General features: G+C 61.8%; 24 protein-coding genes. 15 read left to right on the top strand and 9 right to left on the bottom strand.

The window, feature by feature from the left end; translation table 11 throughout:
• A complete protein-coding gene (locus GN300_RS17885; RefSeq protein WP_063315133.1) occupies positions 1-1,161 on the bottom strand; it encodes a globin domain-containing protein in 1,161 nt (386 codons plus the stop codon).
• Between the two features lie 235 nt (positions 1,162-1,396).
• On the opposite strand from GN300_RS17885, the gene GN300_RS17880 reads away from it, so the two are divergent.
• Positions 1,397-2,584: a nitric oxide synthase oxygenase gene (locus tag GN300_RS17880; protein WP_082845667.1), complete on the top strand. Its 1,188-nt coding sequence runs from the start codon at positions 1,397-1,399 to the stop codon at positions 2,582-2,584.
• Positions 2,585-2,590: 6 nt separating this feature from the next.
• Here the strand turns inward: GN300_RS17880 and GN300_RS17875 are convergent, their stop codons facing one another.
• Positions 2,591-3,976 (bottom strand): CitMHS family transporter, encoded by a 1,386-nt coding sequence (locus GN300_RS17875; RefSeq protein ID WP_063314843.1) that lies wholly within the window; start codon positions 3,974-3,976, stop codon positions 2,591-2,593.
• Between the two features lie 93 nt (positions 3,977-4,069).
• Positions 4,070-5,122, bottom strand: coding sequence for a tripartite tricarboxylate transporter substrate binding protein (locus GN300_RS17870; protein WP_063315135.1), 1,053 nt, complete (start codon positions 5,120-5,122; stop codon positions 4,070-4,072).
• A 112-nt stretch (positions 5,123-5,234) separates the two neighbouring features.
• Between GN300_RS17870 and GN300_RS17865 the strand changes: the two genes are divergently transcribed.
• Both GN300_RS17865 and GN300_RS17860 read left to right on the top strand, forming a co-directional pair.
• A complete protein-coding gene (locus GN300_RS17865) occupies positions 5,235-6,887 on the top strand; it encodes an ATP-binding protein (RefSeq protein ID WP_223304623.1) in 1,653 nt (550 codons plus the stop codon).
• Positions 6,884-7,567: a response regulator gene (locus GN300_RS17860; RefSeq protein WP_003944308.1), complete on the top strand. Its 684-nt coding sequence runs from the start codon at positions 6,884-6,886 to the stop codon at positions 7,565-7,567. Before GN300_RS17865 ends, GN300_RS17860 begins: the two co-directional genes overlap by 4 nt.
• Before the next feature lie 24 nt (positions 7,568-7,591).
• On the opposite strand, the gene GN300_RS17855 is transcribed toward GN300_RS17860, so the two are convergent.
• Entirely contained in the window at positions 7,592-9,166 is a 1,575-nt protein-coding gene (locus tag GN300_RS17855; RefSeq protein WP_039972740.1) for an AMP-binding protein, read from the bottom strand.
• Between the two features lie 222 nt (positions 9,167-9,388).
• Here GN300_RS17855 and GN300_RS17850 point away from each other — a divergent pair, with 222 nt between their 5' ends.
• The 5 genes from GN300_RS17850 (at position 9,389) to GN300_RS17830 (ending at position 14,474) form a co-directional block, all read left to right on the top strand.
• On the top strand, positions 9,389-9,934 hold the full coding sequence (locus GN300_RS17850; protein ID WP_063314844.1) for a hypothetical protein: 546 nt from the start codon (positions 9,389-9,391) through the stop codon (positions 9,932-9,934).
• 126 nt (positions 9,935-10,060) lie between these two features.
• Positions 10,061-11,257 carry a Rieske 2Fe-2S domain-containing protein gene (locus tag GN300_RS17845; RefSeq protein WP_058038551.1) on the top strand — a complete coding sequence of 399 codons (1,197 nt, stop codon included), beginning with the start codon at positions 10,061-10,063 and terminating at the stop codon, positions 11,255-11,257.
• A 51-nt stretch (positions 11,258-11,308) separates the two neighbouring features.
• A complete protein-coding gene (locus GN300_RS17840) occupies positions 11,309-12,490 on the top strand; it encodes an acyl-CoA dehydrogenase family protein (RefSeq protein WP_063314845.1) in 1,182 nt (393 codons plus the stop codon).
• A 39-nt stretch (positions 12,491-12,529) separates the two neighbouring features.
• Positions 12,530-13,441, top strand: coding sequence for a biphenyl-2,3-diol 1,2-dioxygenase (bphC, locus tag GN300_RS17835; protein WP_007726736.1), 912 nt, complete (start codon positions 12,530-12,532; stop codon positions 13,439-13,441).
• A 250-nt stretch (positions 13,442-13,691) separates the two neighbouring features.
• Positions 13,692-14,474 carry an IclR family transcriptional regulator gene (locus tag GN300_RS17830; RefSeq protein ID WP_007726735.1) on the top strand — a complete coding sequence of 261 codons (783 nt, stop codon included), beginning with the start codon at positions 13,692-13,694 and terminating at the stop codon, positions 14,472-14,474.
• Position 14,475: 1 nt separating this feature from the next.
• Here the strand turns inward: GN300_RS17830 and GN300_RS17825 are convergent, their stop codons facing one another.
• Complete coding sequence (locus GN300_RS17825) at positions 14,476-15,177, bottom strand: PadR family transcriptional regulator (protein ID WP_003944324.1); 702 nt, start codon at positions 15,175-15,177, stop codon at positions 14,476-14,478.
• A 240-nt stretch (positions 15,178-15,417) separates the two neighbouring features.
• Here GN300_RS17825 and GN300_RS17820 point away from each other — a divergent pair, with 240 nt between their 5' ends.
• From GN300_RS17820 to GN300_RS17810, 3 genes are all read left to right on the top strand, one after another.
• A complete protein-coding gene (locus GN300_RS17820; protein WP_007726733.1) occupies positions 15,418-15,918 on the top strand; it encodes a flavin reductase family protein in 501 nt (166 codons plus the stop codon).
• 112 nt (positions 15,919-16,030) lie between these two features.
• Entirely contained in the window at positions 16,031-16,417 is a 387-nt protein-coding gene (locus GN300_RS17815) for a nuclear transport factor 2 family protein (RefSeq protein ID WP_003944423.1), read from the top strand.
• Positions 16,417-16,662 carry a hypothetical protein gene (locus GN300_RS17810; protein WP_007726731.1) on the top strand — a complete coding sequence of 82 codons (246 nt, stop codon included), beginning with the start codon at positions 16,417-16,419 and terminating at the stop codon, positions 16,660-16,662. The genes GN300_RS17815 and GN300_RS17810 overlap by 1 nt, the downstream gene beginning before the upstream one ends.
• Here GN300_RS17810 and GN300_RS17805 read toward each other — a convergent pair.
• Positions 16,635-17,120 carry a flavodoxin family protein gene (locus GN300_RS17805; RefSeq protein ID WP_003944338.1) on the bottom strand — a complete coding sequence of 162 codons (486 nt, stop codon included), beginning with the start codon at positions 17,118-17,120 and terminating at the stop codon, positions 16,635-16,637. The genes GN300_RS17810 and GN300_RS17805 overlap by 28 nt on opposite strands.
• Before the next feature lie 119 nt (positions 17,121-17,239).
• Here GN300_RS17805 and GN300_RS17800 point away from each other — a divergent pair, with 119 nt between their 5' ends.
• Positions 17,240-17,674, top strand: a complete 435-nt coding sequence (locus tag GN300_RS17800; protein WP_037131485.1) for a nucleotidyltransferase domain-containing protein — start codon at positions 17,240-17,242, stop codon at positions 17,672-17,674.
• Positions 17,671-18,348, top strand: coding sequence for a hypothetical protein (locus GN300_RS17795; RefSeq protein ID WP_063314846.1), 678 nt, complete (start codon positions 17,671-17,673; stop codon positions 18,346-18,348). The genes GN300_RS17800 and GN300_RS17795 overlap by 4 nt, the downstream gene beginning before the upstream one ends.
• Here the strand turns inward: GN300_RS17795 and GN300_RS17790 are convergent.
• Complete coding sequence (locus tag GN300_RS17790; protein WP_039972697.1) at positions 18,326-18,946, bottom strand: TetR/AcrR family transcriptional regulator; 621 nt, start codon at positions 18,944-18,946, stop codon at positions 18,326-18,328. The genes GN300_RS17795 and GN300_RS17790 overlap by 23 nt on opposite strands.
• 91 nt (positions 18,947-19,037) lie before the next feature.
• Between GN300_RS17790 and GN300_RS17785 the strand changes: the two genes are divergently transcribed.
• Positions 19,038-20,408: a cytochrome P450 gene (locus tag GN300_RS17785; protein WP_007726721.1), complete on the top strand. Its 1,371-nt coding sequence runs from the start codon at positions 19,038-19,040 to the stop codon at positions 20,406-20,408.
• Positions 20,409-20,480: 72 nt separating this feature from the next.
• The gene (locus GN300_RS17780; RefSeq protein WP_042452212.1) at positions 20,481-20,723 is read left to right on the top strand and encodes a hypothetical protein; all 243 of its coding nucleotides are present in this window, start codon (positions 20,481-20,483) and stop codon (positions 20,721-20,723) included.
• A 57-nt stretch (positions 20,724-20,780) separates the two neighbouring features.
• Here the strand turns inward: GN300_RS17780 and GN300_RS17775 are convergent, their stop codons facing one another.
• Positions 20,781-21,968, bottom strand: coding sequence for a DICT sensory domain-containing protein (locus GN300_RS17775; RefSeq protein WP_042453459.1), 1,188 nt, complete (start codon positions 21,966-21,968; stop codon positions 20,781-20,783).
• A 320-nt stretch (positions 21,969-22,288) separates the two neighbouring features.
• On the bottom strand, positions 22,289-22,600 hold the full coding sequence (locus GN300_RS17770; RefSeq protein ID WP_223304622.1) for an STAS domain-containing protein: 312 nt from the start codon (positions 22,598-22,600) through the stop codon (positions 22,289-22,291).
• Positions 22,601-22,913: the final 313 nt, after the last annotated feature.

The raw sequence follows: 22,913 nt of genomic DNA, 5'->3' as shown, positions 1-22,913 counted from the left end.
TCAGTACGTCGGGTCGTTGCGAACGGTGTCGACGTCGATGCCCACCGCGCGAAGCCTGAATTTGGTGCTGTTGACCATGGATTCGCTGCCGACGACCTGGATGTCGTAGCCCGCCCAGTCCCCGAACGAGGTCACGACCTTTCCGACCTTGCCGACGATGCGCCTTGCCATGCCGATCGGCGGCAGCGGTTCCGACTCGGTGTGCCACCACGGATTCTCGTCTTCTTCCGAGACCGGGATGATCGTGAGCCACGGGTGCTTCTCGGCCAGCTTCCACAGATGCGGAAGGTCGTAGAGATCGCACGGATGCTGTCCGGAGTAGAACAGTTGGACCTTGCGAGTGTTGCCGCGTCGGATCAGCTCGAGTATCTGAGCGCGCAGCGGAGCCACTCCGGTTCCCGACGCGATCATCAGAAGGTCCTTGGAGTTCTCCGGAATCCCCAAGGCACCGATGGGCGAACCGACCACCCAGGTGTCACCGACAGCGGTCTGGTTCACCATGACCGGGCTGACCCACCCGCCGGTGACCTGGCGGATGTGGAACTCGAGGATTCCGGTCCCGTCGTACGGCGTGGCCGGAGAGAGGTAGCGCCACATCCGTGGCCTCGCAGCGACCTGCACGCTGACGTACTGACCGGCGCGGTACTCCATCGTCTGGTCGAGTTGCAGCCGCACGACGGCGACGCCCTTGATGACCGGGCGGCATTCGATGACCGTGGCACTCCACGCGGGCGGACCGTCTTCCGCGTTGGCGGCGTCCATCATCGCTGCCGAGATGATCGCGAGCGCGTTGCGCCACGCGCTGTCGACCTCGTCTGTCCACATTTCGGCGCCACCGAAAGTCTCGAGTGCTTCGATCAGGGCATTGCCGACTGCCGTGTAGTGCTCGTCGGTGACGCCGTACTTACGGTGATCGCGGCCGAGCTGCGCGAGGTACTCGAGTATCGCGTCGGACTCGTCGAGGCGTTCGACGACGTGAGCGATAGCGCTGACAAGCCGGTCACGCTGCACATCCATCGCTGCCGGAAAGAACTCCCGGGTTTCGGGCGATCGAGCGAACAGGATCGAATAGAAGGTACGGGCGAGCCGTTCCGGACCATCTTCTACCGCAGCGACGGATTTGAAGCTCGACCGGACCAGAGAGATTGCTTGCGAATCCACGCTCATCCTCGTCCCGACTAGACGCGGCAAGACCCGCCGCGGAATTTCGTCTGCAGCTTATGTCACAAATGTCTGACTCGTAAATCATTCTGGACAAGTGTCACAATGCGACCCCATTTCGCGGTGTGACCGTCCCTTTCTTATTCTTGCGTGCAAGATAAACAAGAGCTTCGACACTCTCGATCGCCGAGCTAACGTTCAGCGAAATCTCAACCAGCCAAACAGGAGTCGTGCCGTGGATTTTGTTCGACAGGACGAATTGCCCACCGATAGCGGGCTTACGTCCCAGATCGCCTCCACTACCCCGACGCTGACCGAGCTTCAACGTCGGGAACTCGAGTGCGTCGAATTTTTCGACTCTCCGGAACTGGGCCACCTCCCGACGTCTCGGCGGCGTGAGGCCTTGCGTGAACTCCATCGGACCGGCACCTACACGCACACAGCGGAGGAATTGCTCGTCGGCGCCAAACTCGCGTGGCGAAACCACGCCAGGTGCGTCGGTCGCGCACATTGGCGGACCCTCAAACTCATCGACGCGCGCGATGCCGTCACGGCTTCCGCTCTCGCCGAAGCATGCTGGGAGCACCTGCGACTGTCGACCAACGGCGGCGCTCTGCAGTCGGTCGTGACGGTCGGGCCACTCCCCCGCGAGGACGGTCAGGAGTACCGAATCCTCAGCCCGCAACTGATCCGCTACGCCGGCTACCGGCAGCCTGACGGCACCATTCTGGGCGACCCGTGGCACGTCGATCTGACTGCTCAGGTCACCGCGATGGGGTGGAAGGGCGCCGGTACGCCGTTCGACGTTCTCCCCGTACTGATTTCGGTTCCCGACGAACCCCTGCAGTACTTCGACGTCCCGACCGACCTGATTCTCGAGGTCGAGATCGAGCATCCCGAATACAGCTGGTTCGCTGATCTGGGGCTTAAATGGCATGCCGTCCCTGCGGTCTCGGACATGAACCTCGACATCGGCGGAATCGTTTATCCCTGCACGCCGTTCAGCGGTTGGTACGTCAGCACCGAGGTAGGCGCACGCAACTTCAGCGACACCGATCGCTACAACATGTTACCCACCATCGGAGCGATGATGGAGCTCGACATGAGCCACGACCGCACGCTCTGGAAGGACCGCGCACTGGTCGAACTGAACCGTGCAGTTATCCACAGCTACCGCAAGGCCGGCGTCATCATGGTCGACCATCACACTGTCGCAAAGCAATTCATCGATCACATCGCGCGTGAGGACAAGGCCGGGCGCAAGTGCCCGACCGACTGGTCATGGGTGAACCCGCCCATGTCCAGCTCGCTCACGCCGACGTTCCACCGCCTGTACGACGAACCCGATCTCGACATCCGGCCCAATTTCGTGACAAAAAAGAAGAAGGGCACCGACCAAGGCCGGTGCCCCTTCCACAACTGATCGCGCTCAGAAGGGGATCTGCCCCAATCCGACGCCGACCACGAGCATCGTGATCGAGATCAGGCCCGCTCGCCACAGAACCTTCTTGTGGTGATCCGCCAGAGAAACACCGGCGAGTGTGACCAGTAGCAGGATCGCCGGGACCAGCGGGCTCTGCATGTGCACGGCCTGCCCGGTGATCGAGGCGCGCGCCATCTCCACCGGCTCGATGCCGTACTGCGCTGCAGTCTCGGACAGCACCGGCAGCACACCGAAGTAGAACGCGTCGTTGGTCATGAAGAACGTGAGCGGGATACTCAGGACGCCCGTGATGACGGCGAGGTGCGGGCCCATCGCGTCGGGGATGACCTGAAGCAGCCACTCTGCCATCGCCTCGACCATGCCGGTTCCCTGGAAAACGCCGGTCAGCACCGCTGCTGCCAGCACCATCGCGACCACCGAGACGATGCTCGACGAATGGCGTGCGATTGCTTCACCTTGATCCTTGACCGCCGGGAAGTTCACCGCGAGGGCGATCGACGACGCGATCATGAACAGCACCGGGATGGGCAGGATGTCCATCACGAGTACGACGAGAAGGATCGTCGTCAGCGCAGCGTTGAACCAGAGCAATTTCGGCCGCAAGGTGTCCCGCTTGGGGTCGAGGCCGTCGATGAATCGTCCGGTGTCGCCGCCGTCGTCCTCGGAGTCTTTCGAGCCGCCGGTGCCGGCGCTACCGGTGCTGGAACTTCCACCGTTTCCGACCTTTTCGAGGATGCGCTCAGAAGTCAGGACCAAAGTCCCGATCCTGCGGCGCTCCATGATCCCGAGGTGAATCGCGAATCCGAGCACCATGATCAGGCCGACGATCAACGACGGCACCATCGGCACGAACACGTCGGAGGGCGAGAGTCCCAGCGCGCTCGCGGCCCGGACGGTCGGGCCGCCCCACGGAATGATGTTCATCGTCGCGTTGGACAGGCCGGCGATCACCGTCAGAACGACGGGACTGACACCGAGTTTGAGGTAGAGCGGAAGCAGCGCCGAGGTCACGATGATGAAGGTCGTCGAACCGTCTCCGTCCAGCGAGACCACCATCGCGAGCACTGCGGTTCCGACCACGAGCCGCATCGGATCGTCACGCACCATCCGTAGGATGAGCTTGACCAGCGGATCGAAGAGTCCGACGTCGATCATGATTCCGAAGAAGATGATCGCGAAGAACAACAGTGCCGCAGTGGGTGCGAGCGACTTGATGCCGTCGGTGATCATGTCGCCGATTCCGAGGCCGGCCCCGGCAAGTAGTCCGAAGGCCACCGGAACCAGAGTCAGTCCCACCACCGGGGTCGCGCGTTTGGTGAGGATCAGGAACATGAACACCGCAACCATGAGGAAGCCGAGTGTGACGAGCATGATGAACTCCTTTAGTGCTGAATTGCCGAGAAAAACGGCACGGCAAATCGAGCCGGTGACCTTCGTGGAGGTGAAACGAAACTTCGGTAGTGCTCAGTTGATGCCGGGCGGATCGAGTGTTGCGTCGACGAACCGGGATTGATCGGTGAGGAATGCGGAGAACTCGGGTTCGGTGAGAACTGCACTGTTCCAACCGTTTCGGCGAGACAGCTCGTTCCAGCGCGGGCTTGCCGCCAGATCCCGCACCAAATTCTGCAAGTGCTGACGCTGATCGTCCGTCAGGCCCGGCGGCGCCATGAGACCCCGCCAATTGGTGAACGTGACGTCGACGCCAGACTCCGCCATCGTGGGCGCATCCACCGCCGGGGTACGGGCCGGCGAACTGACCGCAAGGACCCGAACCGTGCCTGCCGCAATCTGATCGAGGTATTCACCGATACCGGTGGCGGCTACGTCGACCTGCCTCGTGAGCAGTGCGGGAAGCAGTTCGCCGCCGCCGTCGTAGATGCGGTACGGGGAGCGCGACGGATCGACGCCGACCGCCCGTGCGAACAGAAGGCGGAACAACCCGTCCGGTCCACCTTCACTCGAACCACCGCCGATCGAGATCGACGACGGATCCGCCACCCAGGCCTGCGTCAGATCGGCGAGAGTTTTGTACGGTGAATCTGCTGGAACCAGTAGCGCTTCCGGTTCTTCGACCAGTCTCGCAATCGGTGTCACGTCGGCAAGTGTGTGCTCGGACGGCAGTATCTCGAGCGAACCGAGAACTCCGAGCCCCATGACCATGAGTAGGTCGGGATTCCCGCTTTCGAGAGCCAACCGGTTGAGTCCGACGATGCCGCCCGATCCGGGCAGCACAACGACGTCGGCGTCGACGGTCCCTTCGTCGGCCAGTGCTTGCACCATGGTCCGGGCGGTCAGGTCGTAACCACCACCGGCCACCGAGGGCACCAGTACGCGCAGTTCTTCGGAACTCTCACCCGCTCGGCCACCGGCGAAGAAGGACTCGACCGGAGTGCATCCGGTCGAGAGCACGAGAGTCATCGCGCAGGCACCGAGCAGGGCGATATGCCTGCTCAGCCCCTTCGATGTGCTCATGGCTTCGTCCTTGTCTGCCGGTACCGATGTGTGAACAGGTTTCATACTGACGCACTTTGTGACTGGGGTCACCATTGGGAAAGCAAATTGATTTGTGCTCATTGTGCTCACGAACGGCCGCTTTCCCGGCATCGAACTGAAGGCTAGGGTCTGGCTGGTGTCCTCAGGAAACGAGCAGGCGGAGCGAGAGAGCAAGTCGTCTCTGTTTGCCCGGCTGTTTCGCCGCCGGCACACTCTGGCGACACAACTTCTCGAACTGCAACTTCTGATCGTCGTTGCAGTTCTCGTGTGCGTCACCGCCCTCTCCCTCGCGCAGTCGTCCGCGAGTTTCCAACGCGAGGAGGGACGTCGCGCACTCTCGGCAGCGGAATCGCTCGCAGCCAATCCGGCAGTACGCGAGCTACTCCCCCAGGCGCAGACCCGCCTCCGCTCCGGACTACAAGGTTCGGTCGACTCGGTACGCGCCATCTCGGGCGTCACCTACGTCTCGCTTGCCGACGCCGACGGCAGTGTCGTCATTTCGACGCGTCCCGGTGATGTCGGCATCGACGCACGTCAGACGGAGGATCGGTCGTGGACGGGTTTGGTCGACACGCCCTCCGGCAAGGCCGTGGAGGCGCACGTTCCGATTCTCGGCAGCGAAGGAGCGATTACCGGAACCGCGATCGTCGGCATCGAGTACCCCTCGATCTGGACACGGCTGCTGCAGTCTGCACCGAATCTCCTGGTATACCTCGCGGTGGCATCCCTTCTCGGCGGCGTCGGGTCGATCCTGTTGGCCCGCAGGGTAAAACGGCAAACCCTCGGCATGGAAGCCGGCGAGATCCTGGACCTGGTTCGCCAACGTGAAGCAATGCTGCGCGGTCTCAAGGAAGGCGTCATCGCATTCGACGCGCAGGGAAAGGTGGTGCTGATGAGCGACAGTGCCCACCAACTCCTCGACATCCCACGCGGCAGCGCCGGTAGATCGGTGCGGGACCTCGGTCTCGACGACCGCCTCCAGAGTGTACTGACCTCCGGCACAACCGAATCCGATCAGTTGGTTCTTGTCGGCGATCGCCTGCTCGTCCTCAACACCGTCTTGATCGAATCGAAAGGCCGCACCATCGGGTCGGTCACCACTTTCCGCGACCGCACCGAATTGCGCTCCGTGGAAGAAGAACTCGACGTGACCAAAACCAGCACCGACGCACTACGCGCCCACATCCACGAGTTCGACAATCAACTGCACACCATCTCCGGCCTCATCCAGCTCGGCGAATACGACGAGGTGGTCGGCTACGTCGAGGGTCTGACCATGGAGCGCGCGCAGGTCAGCGCGACCGTGACCGAGAAGATCGCCGACGTCGGCACCGCCGCACTCGTGATCGCCAAGATAGGTGCTGCTGCACAGGGGTTGGTCACGGTCGAGCTGGCGGCGGACACACATCTGGAGACGGTGGACCGCAGACTCGGACGAGATCTCGTGACAGTGGTCGGAAACCTCGTCGACAATGCCATCGACGCCGTCGGTGAGATGCCGGAAGCCGCGCGCCGCAAGGTTCGGTTGTCGATTCGGGGCCGTGGCACCGCGGTCGAAGTGCGGGTCGAGGACGCCGGCCCCGGTATCGCGCCGGAGAATCGCGACAGGGTGTTCGGCCAGGGTTGGAGCACCAAGGGACAATCGAGCGACGGACACGGTTTCGGTTTGGCGCTGGTGCGCCTGACGTGTCGTCGGCGGGGCGGCGACGTCACCGTGAGCACTCGTTCGGCAGAGGACATCGAGTGGACTGTCTTCAGCGCAGTCCTACACGACGGAGAGGGCGCATGATCCGGGTACTGGTGGTCGACGACGACTTCATGGTGGCGAAGGTGCACAGCGGATTCGTCTCACGGATAGACGGTTTCGAAGTGTGCGGCGTTGCCCATTCGGCCGAGACCGCGCTGGCCGCAGTCGGTGAGTTGCAACCCGACCTGGTGCTTCTCGACGTCCACCTGCCTGGCACCACCGGACTCGATCTGATCGCCCCGTTTCGCGAGCTGGCACCGGAGCTGGATGTTCTTGTCATCACTAGTGAGCGCGAGGCCGGCTCGGTCAAGAAAGCGCTGCGCAGCGGCGTCGTGCATTACCTGATGAAGCCCTTCACGTTCGAGGTTCTCCGTGAGCGTCTCGAGCGTTACCGATCGACATACGCAAACCTCGACAGCTCCGGCGAGGCAGAACAGGAGGCGGTGGACGAGGCTTTCGGCGTGGCAGGTGGCGCGACAACGGCGTCGTCCCTCAAGGGTCTACCGAAAGGACTCAGTCCTGAGACCCTTCAGCTGGTCGAGGCAGCACTACGAGACGAAACCGAACCCGCCTCGGCCACAGACATTTCCGAGAGGGTCGGCATCTCACGCGCGAGCGCGAGGCGCTACCTCGAATACCTCTACGAAACCGGGCGGTCCACCACTTCGCTGAAATACGGAGTGGTGGGCCGCCCGGAACGTCGTTACGTCTGGAAACGCTGACCCTTCGCTACACGACGCTGGTTCCTAGACCGCGCGGGCGCTGGTCTCCCAGTACCGCGCGCGCAGCGCCTTCTTGTCCAGCTTGCCCAGCGGTGTCAGCGGGAGTGATTCCACGAAGTCGATGCTCTTGGGAGCGTGAACCGAACCCTTGGCTGCCTTCACCTTGTCGACCAGTTCCTCGGTGTCGACGGTCAGTCCGGCACGAAGTACGACACAGGCCTTGACGGCTTCGCCCCACTTGTCGTCGGGCACACCGACTACCGCCACCGACGCGACGGACGGATGCGCCGAGATCACGTCTTCGATTTCGCGGGGGAACACGTTGAAACCACCGGTCACGATCATGTCCTTCTTGCGATCGACGATGGACATGAACCCGTCCTTGTCCTTGCGCGCGATGTCGCCGGTGTGCAGCCAACCACCCCGGAACGCCTCGGCGGTTTCGGCCGGCTTCTTCCAGTAGCCCTTCATGATCAGCGGGCCACGGACGCAGATCTCACCGAGTTCTCCCTGCGGCACCTCGTTGAGGTCGTCGTCGAGCAACCGGACGTCGAGCCACGGCACCGGACGCCCACACGTGGCGAGGCGGGCCGGATCGTCGGCGAGGTGTTCTTCCTTGCGCAGCACCGAGATAGTCATGCCGCACTCGGTCTGACCGTAGAACTGGAAGAAGATCTGACCGAACTTCTTGATGCCCTCCTGCAGTCTGGCGGGAGACATCGCGGACGCTCCGTAAAACAGCGTCTGCAAACTCGAGACGTCCCGCTTGGGCAGATCGGGGTGGTCCATGAGCATGTAGATCATGGTGGGCACCAACATGGTTGCCGTGATCTTGTGCTTCTCGATCGCTTCGAGCACAGCACCTGGCTCGAAGGCAGGCAGGACGATCAACGCACCGCCGCGCAGCAAGGTCGGGATGAAGAACGCTGCACCTGCGTGTGAGAGTGGCGTGCAGATGAGGAAGCGGTTGTCCTCGGGCCACTGCCACTCCGACATCTGGATCTGATTGAGCGCAGCACCCGAACGGAAGGATCCGACAACACCTTTGGGCTTGCCGGTCGTTCCACCGGTGTACACCATGCTGCTGGCGTCTTCGGCGTCGACGTGCGCTGCCTTCAGCGGCGCGGGCTCGAACGTGGCAGCCAGCGCGAGGATGTCGATTCCAACCTCGGACGGCCCCATCGAGAGCACGTTGGTCAACGAGGGTGACGACGCCTTCAACTCGGCGGCGCGCTCTTCGAAGGCATTGGGATCGAAGATCAGCGTCTCGATCTCGGCGTCGTCGACGATGTACTTGTGGTCGTCGAGCGATCCCATCGGGTTCAAGGCGCTCGCCCGGCAGCCGGTGATCATGGTCGCGCCCATACTGATCAGAACCTCGGGGCGATTCTTCGACAGCATCGCGGTGCTGGTGCCCTGAGTGATTCCCAAAGACGCGAGCGCCTGGGCGAAGCAGCTGATCTGATCGCGCATCTGACCGCCGGTGAGGATCACGTCGCCGAGGTACAGCGCGGGCTTGTCGTGATTGCGTTCCAGAGCGGTGATGAGCAGGTCCGGACCGTATACCGGTCGGTGCAGGTCAGCGAACTCGTCTGTCATCTGGTCTTCCTTCTGCTCGGCGCGTGCAGTCATCGAGATGTGCTCCCGGTCACGGATACGATATCCAGAATTGCACAAAACTGGAACAGGTTCCACCTCTTCGATCGAATCCGAGAATGCTCCCGATCAGCGGGAAGCCCGTCGTCACCCGCGTGAGCGGTGGTTAGCGTCGATGTACCCACCGAGACGACAGCGTCTCGGTCGCGTCCAACGGAGAGTGTCATGACTACCAACCTCGGTACCGCCCACTTCACGGCAACTGCTCCGCGTACTGCCACCACGCTCCTCTCCGATTTCGACTCGTTGTACGGCACCGTGCGCTCGGCACCCGACGGGGCCGTCGTCGAGCAGGACGTCGTGTTCTTCGGACGCCCCGATCCCGGCGCACTGCTCACCGGATCCGTGAGGGCGTTGAGTTCGACACTCGAGCGGATCACCGAATACCACGACCAGACCGGACATCTGGTGGCCGAGGTCTTCGTCCGGGAAGTCCCGACAGCGGGCACCGGAACCGATCCCGTTGCCGCCCTTGCTGATTTCGCTGCTCGTCGTTACGGCTCGGCGTCACTACGACGCTTCCGCGGACGTTCCACCGCGACTTCCACGGGAACAGATCTGCACTGCTCCGTGACAGTGCTCGCGACGTACGAGAAGGACCACGAGAGCGTGGCCGACGTAGCTCTGGTCGCCACCGATCCCGCTGGGGTCGTCACTGCCCGGGCCTGGGCGACTTACGCGATCGACGATGTGGCGACACTCGCGAGCTGAATCTCTGCAGGTCACCGAGTAGGCGTTCCATCCAGCGGGAACTGCCGTATCTCCAGCGGACGCTTCGTCGTTGTATGAGACGGATCACATCACTGGAGCGTCGCAAGACGCGGCTCGGAGGAAGACATGGCACTCGGAACCGGCCCACTCACCACTACGGACACCCCGACGCAGACGGGCGCCGGCGAGGAAATTCGAGAAATCGAAGCGGCAGCGCCTCCCGCACGGTTCGCACGTGGATGGCACTGCCTCGGACTGAGCAATACCTATCGCGACGGTCAGCCCCACCAGATCGAGGCATTCGGCACCAGCCTTGTCGTCTTCGCCGACAGCAAGGGCGACATCAAGATTCTCGACGCCTACTGCCGCCACATGGGTGGCAACCTTGCTCACGGAACCGTCAAGGGCGATTCGATCGCCTGCCCGTTCCACGACTGGCGTTGGGGCGGTAACGGAAAATGTACGGCGATCCCCTACGCACGACGCGTTCCGCCGCTGGCCAAGACGCGGGCATGGATCACTCTCGAGAAGAACGGTCAGCTGTTCGTCTGGCACGATCCCCAGGGAAATCCCCCGCCCGCCGAGGTCACGATCCCCGACATCGAGGGCTTCGGAAGCGATGAGTGGAGCGCCTGGAGCTGGAACACGCTCACCATCGAAGGCTCTCATTGCCGCGAAATCGTGGACAACGTCGTGGACATGGCCCACTTCTTCTACGTTCACTACTCGTTCCCCAAGTACTTCAAGAACATCTTCGAAGGTCATGTCGCGAGCCAGTACATGGAATCGGTGGGACGTGAGGACGTCATCAGCGGCACCAACTACGGCGATCCCAACGCTGTGCTCCGTTCGGATGCTTCATATTTCGGACCGTCGTACATGATCGACTGGATCAAGAGCGAAGCCAACGGGCAGATCATCGAGACCGTCCTGATCAACTGCCACTACCCGATCTCGAACAATGCGTTCGTCCTGCAGTACGGCGCGATGGTCAAGAAGCTACCCGGTATGGACGACGAGTCCACTGCCGCGATGGCCGCGCAGTTCACCGAGGGCGTCGAGATGGGATTCCTTCAGGACGTGGAGATCTGGAAGAACAAAGCTCCGATCGACAACCCCCTGCTCTCCGAGGAGGACGGCCCGGTTTACCAGTTGCGTCGCTGGTACAACCAGTTCTACACCGACGTCGAGAATGTCACGGAAGACATGACGAAGCGCTTCGAATTCGAGATCGACACCACCCGCGCAGTGGAGAGCTGGAAGCGGGAAGTCGCCGAAAACGTTGCCGCACGCGACGCCCAGGCACTCGAGACAACCTCCTGATCCGCAGTCGAAAACACTGCTGAGACAAACAGACTGGATGCAAGGAACAACATGACGTACGAAGTGCTCGAACAGATCAACGCGATGGCCGACGACATCTTCGCCGAAGGCATCGAGGCCGAGCGGATCGGCCGGGTGGCCGACGACACCGCCAAGAAGATGAAGGCAATCGGTTCCATCCGCATGCTGCAGCCCAAGGAACATGGCGGCATGGAGGCGCATCCGCGCGAATTCGCCGAAACCGTCATGCGGATGGCTTCACTGAACCCGTCGGCCGGCTGGGTCCACGGGATCGTCGGAGTTCACCCGTGGCAACTCGCGTTCGCGGATCCCAAGGTGCAGCAGGAGATCTGGGGATCCGATCCCGACACCTGGATGGCATCGCCGTACATGCCCGGCGGAATGTGTATCCCCACCGACGGCGGCTACAAGTTCTCCGGTCGCTGGCAGTTCTCCTCCGGTACCGACCATTGCGACTGGGCATTCCTCGGCGCGATGGCGTGTGACAAGGACGGCAACATGGAGATGCCGCCGCGCATGCTCCATGTGATCATTCCGCGCACCGACTACGAGATCATCGAAGACTCGTGGGATGTCATGGGACTTCGCGGCACCGGCTCCAAGGATCTCGTAGTCAAGGATGCGTATGTCCCCGATTACCGCGTCATGGACTGCGACGAGGTCATCGACGGCACGGCAGTGCGCAAGTACGGGCGCACCGAGACGCTGTACCTCATGCCGTGGTCGAACATTTTCCCCCTCGGAATCACCGCCGCCACGATCGGCATCTGCGAGGGAATGCTCTTCCACGCCAACGAGTACCAAGCCGATCGCATCAACGCGCAGGGCACGGCGATCAAGGACGACCCGTACACCTTGTTCGCCATCGGTCAGGCAACCGCCGACATCCGGGCTGCGCGCGACACCCTGCTTGCCAACGTCGACCGCATGTGCGATCGAGTGGACGCTGGCAAGGAAGTGACCTTCGAGCAGCGCGCGGAGGGGCGTCAGACTCAGGTACAGGCCGCCTGGCGCGCCGTCAACGCAATCGATCAGGTCTACCCACGCTGCGGTGGCAACGCATTGCGGATGGACAAGCCGCTTCAGCGATTCTGGCGCGATGCTCATGCTGGACAGCATCACGCAATTCACGTGCCGAGCACCGTTTTCCACGCCGCATCACTGAGCCGTCTCGGCGCAGACCCGCAGGGTCCGCTGCGGGCGATGATCTGATCAGACTTCGACACAAGAAATCGACAGGAAAAAGACACGATGACACGCACCGACATCAAGGGACTTGGCTACGTCAAGATCTCGACCAACGACATGGCACGTTGGCGCACTTTCGCTTTCGACGTCCTCGGCTTCGCCAAGGGCAGTGGGCCGGACGAGAACGCGCTCTACCTACGACTCGACGAGCGTGCTGCTCGCATCGTCGTCGTCGAGGGTGAGCGCGACGAGATCGTCAACATCGGTTGGGAGGTCGCCGACCACGCCGCACTGCGCCGCGTTCAAGAAGCACTCGAAAAGAACGGCACCGAGGTCGAGCAGCTTTCGCTCGCCGAAGCAGATGCTCGACGGGTCGAAGAGGTCATCGCCTTCACCGATCCCGGCGGAGCAGCCATCGAGGTCTTCCACGGAGCGATCCTCGACCACAGCCCCGTGGTGACGCCCTTCGGCGCTCGATTCGTCACCGGCTCACAGGGTCTCGGCCACGTCGTACTCCCCGTCATGGACAGTGCTGCGAGCTTCGACTTCTACACCGAGGTGCTCGGCTTCTACCCGCGCGGCGCCTTCCGCCTGCCGGCCCCGCCTGAATTCGGGCCGCTGCGAATCCGTTTCATGGGCGTCAACGAGCGTCACCACAGCTTGGCCCTGTGCCCGGCACCGCACGGCGGCGCACCCGGCCTGATTCACATCATGGTCGAGGTTGACACCCTCGACGCCGTCGGCCAGGCACTCGACCGCGTGATGAAGGACGGATTCTCCGTGTCGTCGACCCTGGGTCGTCACACCAACGACAAGATGATCTCCTTCTACGTCCGCGCACCCGGCGGCTGGGACATCGAGTTCGGCACCGAGGGCGCGAGGGTGGATCAGGACTCGTACTCCTCCGAGGAGATCACCGCTGACAGCTACTGGGGCCACGACTGGTCCGGAAGCGAACCACTGGCAGCTATGTAGTACCCGCCGGTGGCGATCAATACCTGCCGGTGGCGATCAATACCTGCCGGTGGCGATGTAATACCTGCCAGTAGTTAAATGACGAGGGGGTTTGCGCGAGCATTCGCGCAAACCCCCTCGTCATTTCCACCGCGACGCGCCCGAAAACAGACCGGTGATCCACTTCACAAATCCGTAACTCTATGACACTATTTCTAATTGAAATAGCCAGTTCACTGGTTGTGGAGCTCTAAGAGAAGTGAGGTACACGATGACACTGCAGGCTGTGGATGCTTTAGGCGCCGATTCGGCCCCGACAGCAATTCTCGATCGCGTCTCGCTGGTTCTCGACGCCTTCGACGGTCCCGGCAGGTTGACGCTCGCTCAAGTCGTTCGGAGCACGGGCCTTCCCCGCTCGTCTGCCCACCGCATGCTCGAACGTCTTGTCTCGATGCGTTGGCTGCGTCGCGACGGCCGTGACTACGAACTCGGTATGCGCCTCGTCGAACTGGGATCGCTCGCGGTTCATCAGGACCGCCTCCACGCTGCAGCCATGCCCCTTCTCCATGAGCTCTACCGAGTCACCGGATTCGTGGTTCACCTCGGCATCCTCGACGGGCCCGATGTGGTCTACATGGAGAAGATCGGCGGACGCCTCGCCGCCGCAGTGCCGACGCGTGTCGGTGGTCGACGCCGCGCCGAGACCACTGCGATCGGTCAGGCACTGCTCGCGTTCGGTTCGCCGAAGTCCTCGGGCTACGCACTGCCCCACCTCGCCAGAATCCGCGAGTCCGGGGTTGCCTTCGAATCCGGAAACGGCCTACCGGGATTCAGCTGTCTTGCGGCACCGATCGGCCCCATCGGCCGCGCCGTCGCCGCGGTATCCATCTGCGCGCCGTCGAAGGCCCTCCGCCTCGACCACGTCAGCGCAGCGCCGGTCCGTATGGCGGCCGCTGCCATTTGGCGAGGCATCGACGGCGGATCGCTGAGCGTCACTCCGACTTTGCAACGTCGTCATCTGCTGCGCAACATGCCGACCGCAGCCGGGGCCTGACTCAGATACTCGAACCGTTGCCGGTGAGCCCGGCTTGCTCGAGCGCCAACACGTACTCCTCGACGTTCTTCCATTTGCCAGGCGTCGAGGGCAACGGTGATCCCAGTCGGTCGTGCTCGGCGACGTTCGCGAACTCGGCGGTCGCACGATCGATGTCGTCGAGCAGTTCGCGAGCAAGTTCGATCTCGGCTCGGAAGTACCGTTCCGACCATCGCAACGTCATGACCGGGAACGACCAGGCCGGCTCGTTCTCGGCATGATCTGCGTGGAGTTTCGCGCGTCGAATCTGCTCTTCGACATTGGCGATGTGGGCTTCCACCAGCGCCTTCAGTCGCTCGGGCTCGTTGAGGTGTCCCATCCACAGACGCAACATCACGCCGTGCTTGAGCACCGGAACTTCCACCGGTGCCTCCCGTGACCACGTCCGGACGGCGTCGGTTCCTGACTGAGTAATGGAGTAAAGGCGCTTGCCTCGCACCCCCGGTTCGGAGACGACCCGGGACTCCACGAACCCGATGCTTTCGAGCTTCTTCAGTTCTGCGTACACCTGGCTGATGGACGGGCTCCAATAGAAGAAGCCGACACTCCAGTCAGCCCACTTCTTCAAATCGTTTCCGGTCAGCTCCTCCCCGAACGTCAGCATCCCGAGCACTGCCCAGCTGGTAGCGGGAAGTCCTCGGGACACGTCATCAGGTTCGGACATGCCCGAAGTCTAACAATCACTGGTCATTTGCTGGTTTCGTAGAATCCGAACGGACCGCTGAGCGGGATCAAATTTGCTCGAAACCCCTCCACCTGCCACTCGGTCGGTCCTGACCCGTGCCGAGAAGCCATTGCTGCCATTGAGTGGGACTGCCGCTGGATTACGGCCGCGGCGCCACACATCGTTGCTTCTGAAGCTGTTTGCAGAGTTTTGAACAAAAGATTTGAACAAGGAGACGACATGACCGTGGAAAACGCCGAGCCGCCAGTTCTGGACGGACGCACACTTCGCAACGTGATGAGCAATTTCTGCACCGGCGTCACCGTCATCACCGCTCACGACGGAAATTCACCCCTCGGTTTCACCTGCCAGTCCCTGGTCTCGGTATCGCTTGATCCCCCGTTGCTCTCGTTCTGCCCGGCGAAGACGTCGACAAGTTGGCCGAAGCTTCGCGAAACGGGAACTCTCTGCATCAATGTTCTCGCCCACGATCAGCAGGACATGTGTTCGGCGTTCGCTCGCGGCGGGACGGACAAGTTCCTCGGCGTCGAGTGGGATGCCGCCGGCAACGGTGCTCCGGCGCTGAGCGGCGCGCTCGCCCGCATCGAAGCAACGGTCGAGCAGGAGCACGACGCCGGTGATCACACCATCGTCGTCGCACGCATCACCGATCTGAACGTGCTGCGCCACGACGGTCCGCTTCTGTTCTACCGCGGCGGGTTCGGACGCTTCGACGCCTGAGTGCTCAGGCTGTCCCGCTGCGTGGGAGATGCCGGCGCCGAATCGAGCCCGCACCGATAGCGTCCGAAGTAGTTGTCAGACCCTGAACTTCTCGACTGATCGGACTAACTCGATGACCACTCTCGAACCAGACACCACGGCCGCGATCACGGCGACGGTTACCACCTACCTCGACGCCGTGGCTCGCGGATCGTCAGCGGACATCGCCGCCCTCTACGCCGAGAACGCGACGCTCGAAGACCCGGTCGGCAGCGAACCCCGCGTCGGCAAGGCCGCGATCACCGAGTTCTACGGCGCTCTCGAGGGCGGTTCGCAAGAGACGGAACTGCTTACCTTGCGGGTGAGCGGATCCAGCGCGGCCTTCCACTTCCGCGTCGTCACACCGGTGGGCGATCAGGTCTACGAGGTCGAACCGATCGACGTCATGACTTTCGACGAGGACGCCAAGATCACGAGCATGCGCGCCTTCTGGTCACCGGCCGATCTGATTGCACGCTGATGCGTCAGGTCAGTTGCCGCAACTGCGGAAATCGCGTCCTCGTCGAGAAGTACAGCGAAGCGCACACCAGCGTCCAATGGCTCGAAGAGTCGCAGGAAGTGTGCCCGGAGTTGGGTCGCGCGAACAGCCGTGCCAACGCTCAGCGGACGTGTGGCGCTCTGCGCCAGACGATCAACGACCTTGCCGACGCCGGTGAGCTGGAGATGAGCCTGCGCAGCTACCCGGTGCCGGGCAAGCTGTCCTGAACGCTTCCGCGTAGCATTTCGGCGAACATGCGCGCCGATTCCAAGTCGTCGGCGTTCGGCCGCCCCTTCCGGATACCGCCGAAAGGCTTGAACGGGAGATAGGTATCCCACGCACGGGACGAGAAGGCTGCGACCACATCGAAGCCCTTCTGTTCGAGCAACTGAACCAGTGGACGCGAGAAGCGATGAATCCCCTTGTCAGGAAATCCACTGGTGGCGAAGACAAAAGCCTTGGATCGTCGTTCTTCGGGGAGTGCCTCGACGAACGAGCGTAAATCTGCGTGGTACGAGCGTAGGTAGATGCCGGAGCCGAACCCCACGAGGTCGTAGTCGGCGAGCTGCGCAGCGTCGATGTCACCGGGCTCGACCACGCGAGCATCGAGAACTTCTCCGATGACGTCGGCGATCAGCTTCGTATTGCCATGGGAGACAGAGGTACACACGATGATTGCTTTCATCGGCTGAGTTCTCTCATTTTGGACATACGCATCCCTCCGCCTGGTTTGTCACTGACAGTTCCAGGATAGAGGCCCCGGCGAAGCTACGGAGAAGGGTGGCGATGGGGAATGATGCCGGTATGTCAGCAAGGTTGAAGGGACGAAGACGTGCGGTGAACGCGCTGCTCGTCGACGTCGAACGATGGGCCGCTGAGCACGATGACGTCAAAGCTGTAGCGCTGGTCGGGTCCTACGCGCGCGGCGCGGAGCGTATGGCGAGTGATCTTGATCTGATGATCCTGGCCGACGACGCGAACGCGCTCGCAAATGAAGACTGGTTCGACCGGCTCCGCCCCGACGCGCGATTCATCAGAGCCGCCAACTGGGGGCCAGTCCGAGAACGACGCTTCCGCCTACGGTCCGGTCTTCTCGTCGAACTGAATTTCGCGAGCGAGAGCTGGGCCGACCTTCCGCTCGACGCGGGCACTCGACGCGTCCTCGAAGACGGCCACCGAATCCTGTACGACACCGGGCCTCTTCGCGTCGCTACGAGCGCGGGAAGAACTGCTCGATGAGCACCAAGACGGTCTTCGAGACCTTGGCCGCCGAAATAAACGCGCTGCGCGGCTCTCCCGTCGTCGCGATCGACGGCGTCGACGGGAGCGGCAAGACGACATTCACGAAAAGTCTTGCAGCACAGCTGAATGAACGCCCCGCCATTGTGATTCACGTCGACGACTTCCTCAATCCGCCGGAGATTCGCCATCGCAGAGGTCGGCTGTCACCGGAAGGCTTCTGGCTCGACAGCTACGACTACGACGCCCTCGAGCGTCATGTTCTCGCCCCTCTGAGACCGGGAGGTGACCGCGAGTACCGACCACGACGGGACAGCGACGCGTACTTGCATGCAGCCGACGGAGCCGTGGTCCTCGTCGAGGGACTCTTTCTGCATCGGGACGAATTTGCTTCCCGATGGGACTATTCGATCTTTCTCGACGTGCCCTTCGAGATCACCGCCGAGCGAATGAACCTTCGCCACGGAACGAACGCGGATCCGGAACACCCGTCGATGAACCGTTATGTCGGCGGCCAACGTCTGTACTTCGCGGCTGCAGAGCCCTGGACCCGCGCGGACAGTGTCATCGACAATTCAGACCCGAAACTGCCTCGAATCACGACACATGCCGCCCACTGGAGTTGGCAGTCCGCATCGCCGGCCCCGCGTTTCATCGGTGCGCTGTGGATGTGAATTGGAAGGTTGCGGCATCCACGATCTCAGCGGGCGTGATGTCGATTTCGCCGTTGAGCCAGGCCGTCACCAATTCGGCCAGGCCGCCCACGAACAGTAATCCGTTGATCTCACCCTGATGGGGAGGCCAAGCTCGATCGCCGTACAAGAGCGCAGCCTCGTCGGCCACCATCTGCGCGAACCCACGCAGCGCTCCCCGCCTGTGAGTGCGCAGCGGCTCGTAAGCCACCGACTCGACCATCGCGACACGCCCTTTTCGAGGATCGTCCGTCAGGATGTTGACGAACGAAGCAATGGCGCTCCGCACGCGCTCCTCCCGTGTCCCATCGGTCGTTCGGAGTGCAGCCATTCCGGCCACGCGCACCTCGTCGACGATTCCGTCGAAAACCTGCTGGAGGAGTTCGTCCCTGCTGGTGAAACTCTCGTAGAAATATCGCTCTGTCAGCTTGGCATGCGCACAGATGGCGGTCATGGTGGCACCCTGCCTGCCCGCGGCTGCAAACACGTCCAGTCCTGCTGCGAGCAAGCTTTCACGCCGAAGCGCGGCCCGCTGCTCACCACTCAGACCGGCATATCGACGGGGTGTGGGAGAAGCCATGAGTCGATCTTGACAGACAACGCGACTGTGACGCAGACTACCCCCATCTGACAGGCGCCACTGTCAGATGCAAACGGAAGGCAGGTACGTGATGTCGAAAATCCTGGCCGCTCCACCCATCCGGTCGCAGTTGCGTCCCATCTCAGGCAATTCGGGACTACCCGGAATAGGGCAAACTTTCGAATACATCCGCGACCCTCTAGCTCTGATGCAAAAACGCTGGGATCGTTACGGCGAGGTCTCGTGGTTCTCGATGGCCGGTAGACGGTGGGTCGCAGCCCTCGGACCCGACGCATGCCAAGAAGTTCTCCAGAACAAGGACCGCGCTTTTGTCAACAGCGACGGGTGGTCAGTGCTCATCGGTCCCTTCTTTCACGGGGGTCTGATGCTTCTCGACTCCGAAGAGCACCTACGACAACGACGCATCATGCAACAAGCCTTCACGAGATCGCGTCTCGAAAAGACCGTGGACGTGCTGAATCCCGCGATCGCCTCCGCGCTCGACGCCTGGACTCCGTCCGATGGCTTCCGCGCCTACACCGCTCTCAAAGCTCTCACACTCAACCTCGCGACCGACATCTTCATGGGCGGCGCGGAAGGGACCACTGACAACGAAATCGACTCTGTGAAAAAAGCTTTCGTCGATTGCGTGCAAGCTGCAACCTCGGTGATCCGTTATCGAGTTCCCGGCACCAGATGGAAGCGCGGCCTCGACGGGCGCCGAACCCTCGAAAACTTCTTCCGCCGCTACCTACCTGCGCGCCGTTCACGCGAAACCGACGACCTGTTTTCCGTTCTCTGTCACATCGAATCAGACACCGGACAGCGCTTCAGCGACGGCGAGGTGATCGATCACATGATCTTCCTGCTGATGGCCGCACATGACACCTCCACCATCACCATCTCGACAATGATGCAATATCTCGGCCAGAATCCTCAGTGGCAGAACAGATGTCGGGCGGAATCACTCGCACTGAGTACGTCGACGCCGAGCTATGCCGAACTCGACCAACTCGCCGGCTTGGACCTGGTGATGAAAGAATGCCTCAGACTCGTCGCTCCCGTGCCGGTCATGGCTCGCCGAGCGGTGTGTGACACCCAGATACAGGACCACTTCGTACCCGCTGGGACCTACGTGTCAGTGGTGCCACATTTCACTCACCACATGCCGCAGTACTGGCCCGACCCCGAACATTTCGATCCCGAACGTTTCGCGGACCACCGACGTGAAGACAAGGTGCACCGGTATGCCTGGGAACCGTTCGGTGGAGGCGTGCACAAATGCCTCGGCATGCACTTCGCCGGCGTCGAAATCAAAGCGATCATGCACCACCTGCTCACACGCTTCGATTGGCAGGTCGCGCCCGGCTACACCGCCCCTCTCAACTACATGTCCTTGCCGTTCCCCTCCGACGGACAACCGATCGATCTGAAACCACTCACGACTTCTCATGACCGGTAGCGACCGAACCGACGTCAAGATCGACTCGCACATGACTACCGGCACAGACGCTTTCGAAATCCAGAGGAAAACATGAGCACTCGGCCCGCCCGAAACCGGCATGCACGCGCTGCTCCGAAACCAGAGGTCGTCGCAGCGGCGGAGTTCCTACTCGCAGAATCCGACGCCCATGTCTTCCGTCGCCGCTATCTCGAACTGCTCACCCACACCACAGCGCCGGATGGCGCAACCGTCACGGACTACACGGTCGCCGAAAGGTATCTACTCAACTCTGCAGCAAAGAGACGTGCTGCGCGGCGCCCGGCCACTCCTTAGCCACGATCGCCGGTCGGGCAGCGCTCGCGGCGAACGTCGAGAACATCGGTACGGGGTTCACGAATTCGTCTTGGGGTAACGACGAAGAATAGAGTGCGCTGCCTGGGTGACGGTGGTGCGATCGTAGGTTTGCACGAAGTCGAAGGTCCGCTCGAGATCTGGACCGTTGTCATGAAGATCTCGCGCCGACAGCATCGCCGCATGGTGTGGTCCCAGAGTGACGACCGTCCACTCGTTGACGAGATCATCACCCGGGTCGAGCGGTGCGTGTTGAACTTTACCGTCGAGCATCACGGACAGTCCGACACCGTAGACACCGGCAAACCCTACGGTATCGGCGAGGTGACGCCACCGTGCTGTTGTGGATGCGGTGAAATGCTCGGCTTGTTGAAAGGTGCCCAGAACAAGCATCGAGGAACCCGATGTGGCGGCTTGCGCTTCGAGGGACTTGCTCAGTTGGATCAACAGACGCTTGGTACCGCGCCGGATCCGGCTGTGAGCAGACACGATCGAGTAGGGAGTGCCCACCTCGGGGATGGGATCACTCCACACCGGACTGTCGGGCATCGCGACGACCGGTTCGGACAACAGTGAACTCGGATCGTCGACTGCGGGATACAACTCACCCGTTCCGTATGTGGCTCCGATGGTGATTGCGGCAAGACGGGACGATTCCGAGTCGACACCCTCGGCAAGGATAATCGCGTTCGATCGCTCGACGTAGGCGCCGAGCGCGTGCACCGTCGTTCCCACTTCGAAATATGCTGCCTTGGAAAGCAATTCAGCGGAAGTGATAATGATGTCGGGTTCGACCAAAGACAGAAGTGTCGCCGAGTGCCTGTCGATGCCGACACCGTCGAGTGCAATCAGACGCCCGCCCGCGCGGGCTTCTCTGATCACTGCCAGAGAGTTGTGGGGATCGGTAAGCACCGATGCGCTGTCAACCGTGATGACGATCCGTTGCAGATTTCTCGTCGCTCCTTCGATACCAGGAGCGTTCAGAGCTGCTCGGGAAGCCGAGTCGACTGCCACCAGCAACGGCAGGCGATCCGCGACGGTGCATGCGAGTGCAGTACGGGACATGGCCAGTTTGTGACTGTCGAATTCCGAGCGTTGCTGCATCAACTGCGAGGCGCGACGGAGGGCATGCGCCGAACACAGAGAGGAATTGTCAGGCCCACGCAATTGCAACTCGGCGCCTGCAAGTGCGTGGTCGTCGAGGCGGCGTATCGGTGCGAACTGCATGCTTACTTCCAGACCAATCACATCGGAGAACTGGGTGATCGGAGAATTCGACGATGTCGAACCGTTGCTGGTGTCATACGCCATGGTGTGGCTCTTCACTACGAGTCGGGACCACCAAGCGTTCATGCGGCCGGACGCGTCGATGGCAGCGCCGGCTGCTCGACACCGAACGAGACTACCGCAAATCTCGGCGCAACCCGGTGACGACAACCTGATCCCGCGCCGCAAAGTGCACATCGACACGCAGATCAGACCAGATACCAAGTCAACGCGTATCGAGCACTGCTCACTTCACATCGTTCGTGGGAGTTGTTTCCGGCTCAAGCACCGAGAGCATCAGCGGTCGACGTGGCAACGCCCGCAATGAGTTCGGAGGCGCCGAGAGCCTGAAAGATCATGGAGACCGCTCGCGTCGGGGCAAACAAGCGAATGCGGTTGTTGCCACGCCCCGCAGCATCGACAACGGCATTCGCCACTCCGGACGACATGAAGGTCACGCCGGAGAGATCGACGTGAATATCGGTTCCGATCAGGAGAAGTCGGTCGAGCGCGTGCACCAATTCCACCCGCTGACCCATGTCCAATTCTCCGGCAAGTCTCAGTACCGCATACGAAGGGGTGTAGCTTTCCACGTCGATACTGTACCGATGCCCTTCTCGGCCGGCGCTGTCAAAGAGATCGAGAACATTTGCAGCTGAAGAACGTTCGTTGATCGTAGTCATGAAAGCCTCTTGTCTGGACTCGGCGTGCCCCACCGCCCGAATCAGCGATGAATCACTGTGCGTCGGATAACCAACCGTGTCGGTCACTGCGTTCCAGACGAACTCTGCCACCGGCAGGTTTCGCCGACACAACCACATCTATAACGCTAGGGTCTCGAAAACGTCACAGCGCGATATCGCACTTTTGGCGCCACCCCCGACGCACTGAACCGCTACCTCGCCT

Source organism: Rhodococcus sp. Ni2 (assembly GCF_021352185.1).
Lineage (GTDB): Bacteria > Actinomycetota > Actinomycetes > Mycobacteriales > Mycobacteriaceae > Rhodococcus_F > Rhodococcus_F qingshengii.
The sequence above is the reverse complement of the archived record's forward strand: the minus strand, read 5'-3'. Positions and strand labels throughout refer to the sequence as shown.

Excerpts from the sequence above, each read along its gene's own strand:
- GN300_RS17875 (WP_063314843.1), bottom strand. The coding sequence starts at position 3,976 with ATGCTCGTCACACTCGGCTTCCTCATGGTTGCGGTGTTCATGTTCCTG.
- GN300_RS17870 (WP_063315135.1), bottom strand. The coding sequence starts at position 5,122 with ATGAAACCTGTTCACACATCGGTACCGGCAGACAAGGACGAAGCCATG.
- GN300_RS17860 (WP_003944308.1), top strand. The coding sequence starts at position 6,884 with ATGATCCGGGTACTGGTGGTCGACGACGACTTCATGGTGGCGAAGGTG.
- GN300_RS17855 (WP_039972740.1), bottom strand. The coding sequence starts at position 9,166 with ATGACAGACGAGTTCGCTGACCTGCACCGACCGGTATACGGTCCGGAC.
- GN300_RS17850 (WP_063314844.1), top strand. The coding sequence starts at position 9,389 with ATGACTACCAACCTCGGTACCGCCCACTTCACGGCAACTGCTCCGCGT.
- GN300_RS17845 (WP_058038551.1), top strand. The coding sequence starts at position 10,061 with ATGGCACTCGGAACCGGCCCACTCACCACTACGGACACCCCGACGCAG.
- GN300_RS17840 (WP_063314845.1), top strand. The coding sequence starts at position 11,309 with ATGACGTACGAAGTGCTCGAACAGATCAACGCGATGGCCGACGACATC.
- bphC (WP_007726736.1), top strand. The coding sequence starts at position 12,530 with ATGACACGCACCGACATCAAGGGACTTGGCTACGTCAAGATCTCGACC.
- GN300_RS17830 (WP_007726735.1), top strand. The coding sequence starts at position 13,692 with ATGACACTGCAGGCTGTGGATGCTTTAGGCGCCGATTCGGCCCCGACA.
- GN300_RS17825 (WP_003944324.1), bottom strand. The coding sequence starts at position 15,177 with ATGTCCGAACCTGATGACGTGTCCCGAGGACTTCCCGCTACCAGCTGG.
- GN300_RS17820 (WP_007726733.1), top strand. The coding sequence starts at position 15,418 with ATGACCGTGGAAAACGCCGAGCCGCCAGTTCTGGACGGACGCACACTT.
- GN300_RS17815 (WP_003944423.1), top strand. The coding sequence starts at position 16,031 with ATGACCACTCTCGAACCAGACACCACGGCCGCGATCACGGCGACGGTT.
- GN300_RS17810 (WP_007726731.1), top strand. The coding sequence starts at position 16,417 with ATGCGTCAGGTCAGTTGCCGCAACTGCGGAAATCGCGTCCTCGTCGAG.
- GN300_RS17805 (WP_003944338.1), bottom strand. The coding sequence starts at position 17,120 with ATGAAAGCAATCATCGTGTGTACCTCTGTCTCCCATGGCAATACGAAG.
- GN300_RS17800 (WP_037131485.1), top strand. The coding sequence starts at position 17,240 with ATGTCAGCAAGGTTGAAGGGACGAAGACGTGCGGTGAACGCGCTGCTC.
- GN300_RS17795 (WP_063314846.1), top strand. The coding sequence starts at position 17,671 with ATGAGCACCAAGACGGTCTTCGAGACCTTGGCCGCCGAAATAAACGCG.
- GN300_RS17790 (WP_039972697.1), bottom strand. The coding sequence starts at position 18,946 with ATGGCTTCTCCCACACCCCGTCGATATGCCGGTCTGAGTGGTGAGCAG.
- GN300_RS17785 (WP_007726721.1), top strand. The coding sequence starts at position 19,038 with ATGTCGAAAATCCTGGCCGCTCCACCCATCCGGTCGCAGTTGCGTCCC.
- GN300_RS17780 (WP_042452212.1), top strand. The coding sequence starts at position 20,481 with ATGAGCACTCGGCCCGCCCGAAACCGGCATGCACGCGCTGCTCCGAAA.
- GN300_RS17775 (WP_042453459.1), bottom strand. The coding sequence starts at position 21,968 with ATGCAGTTCGCACCGATACGCCGCCTCGACGACCACGCACTTGCAGGC.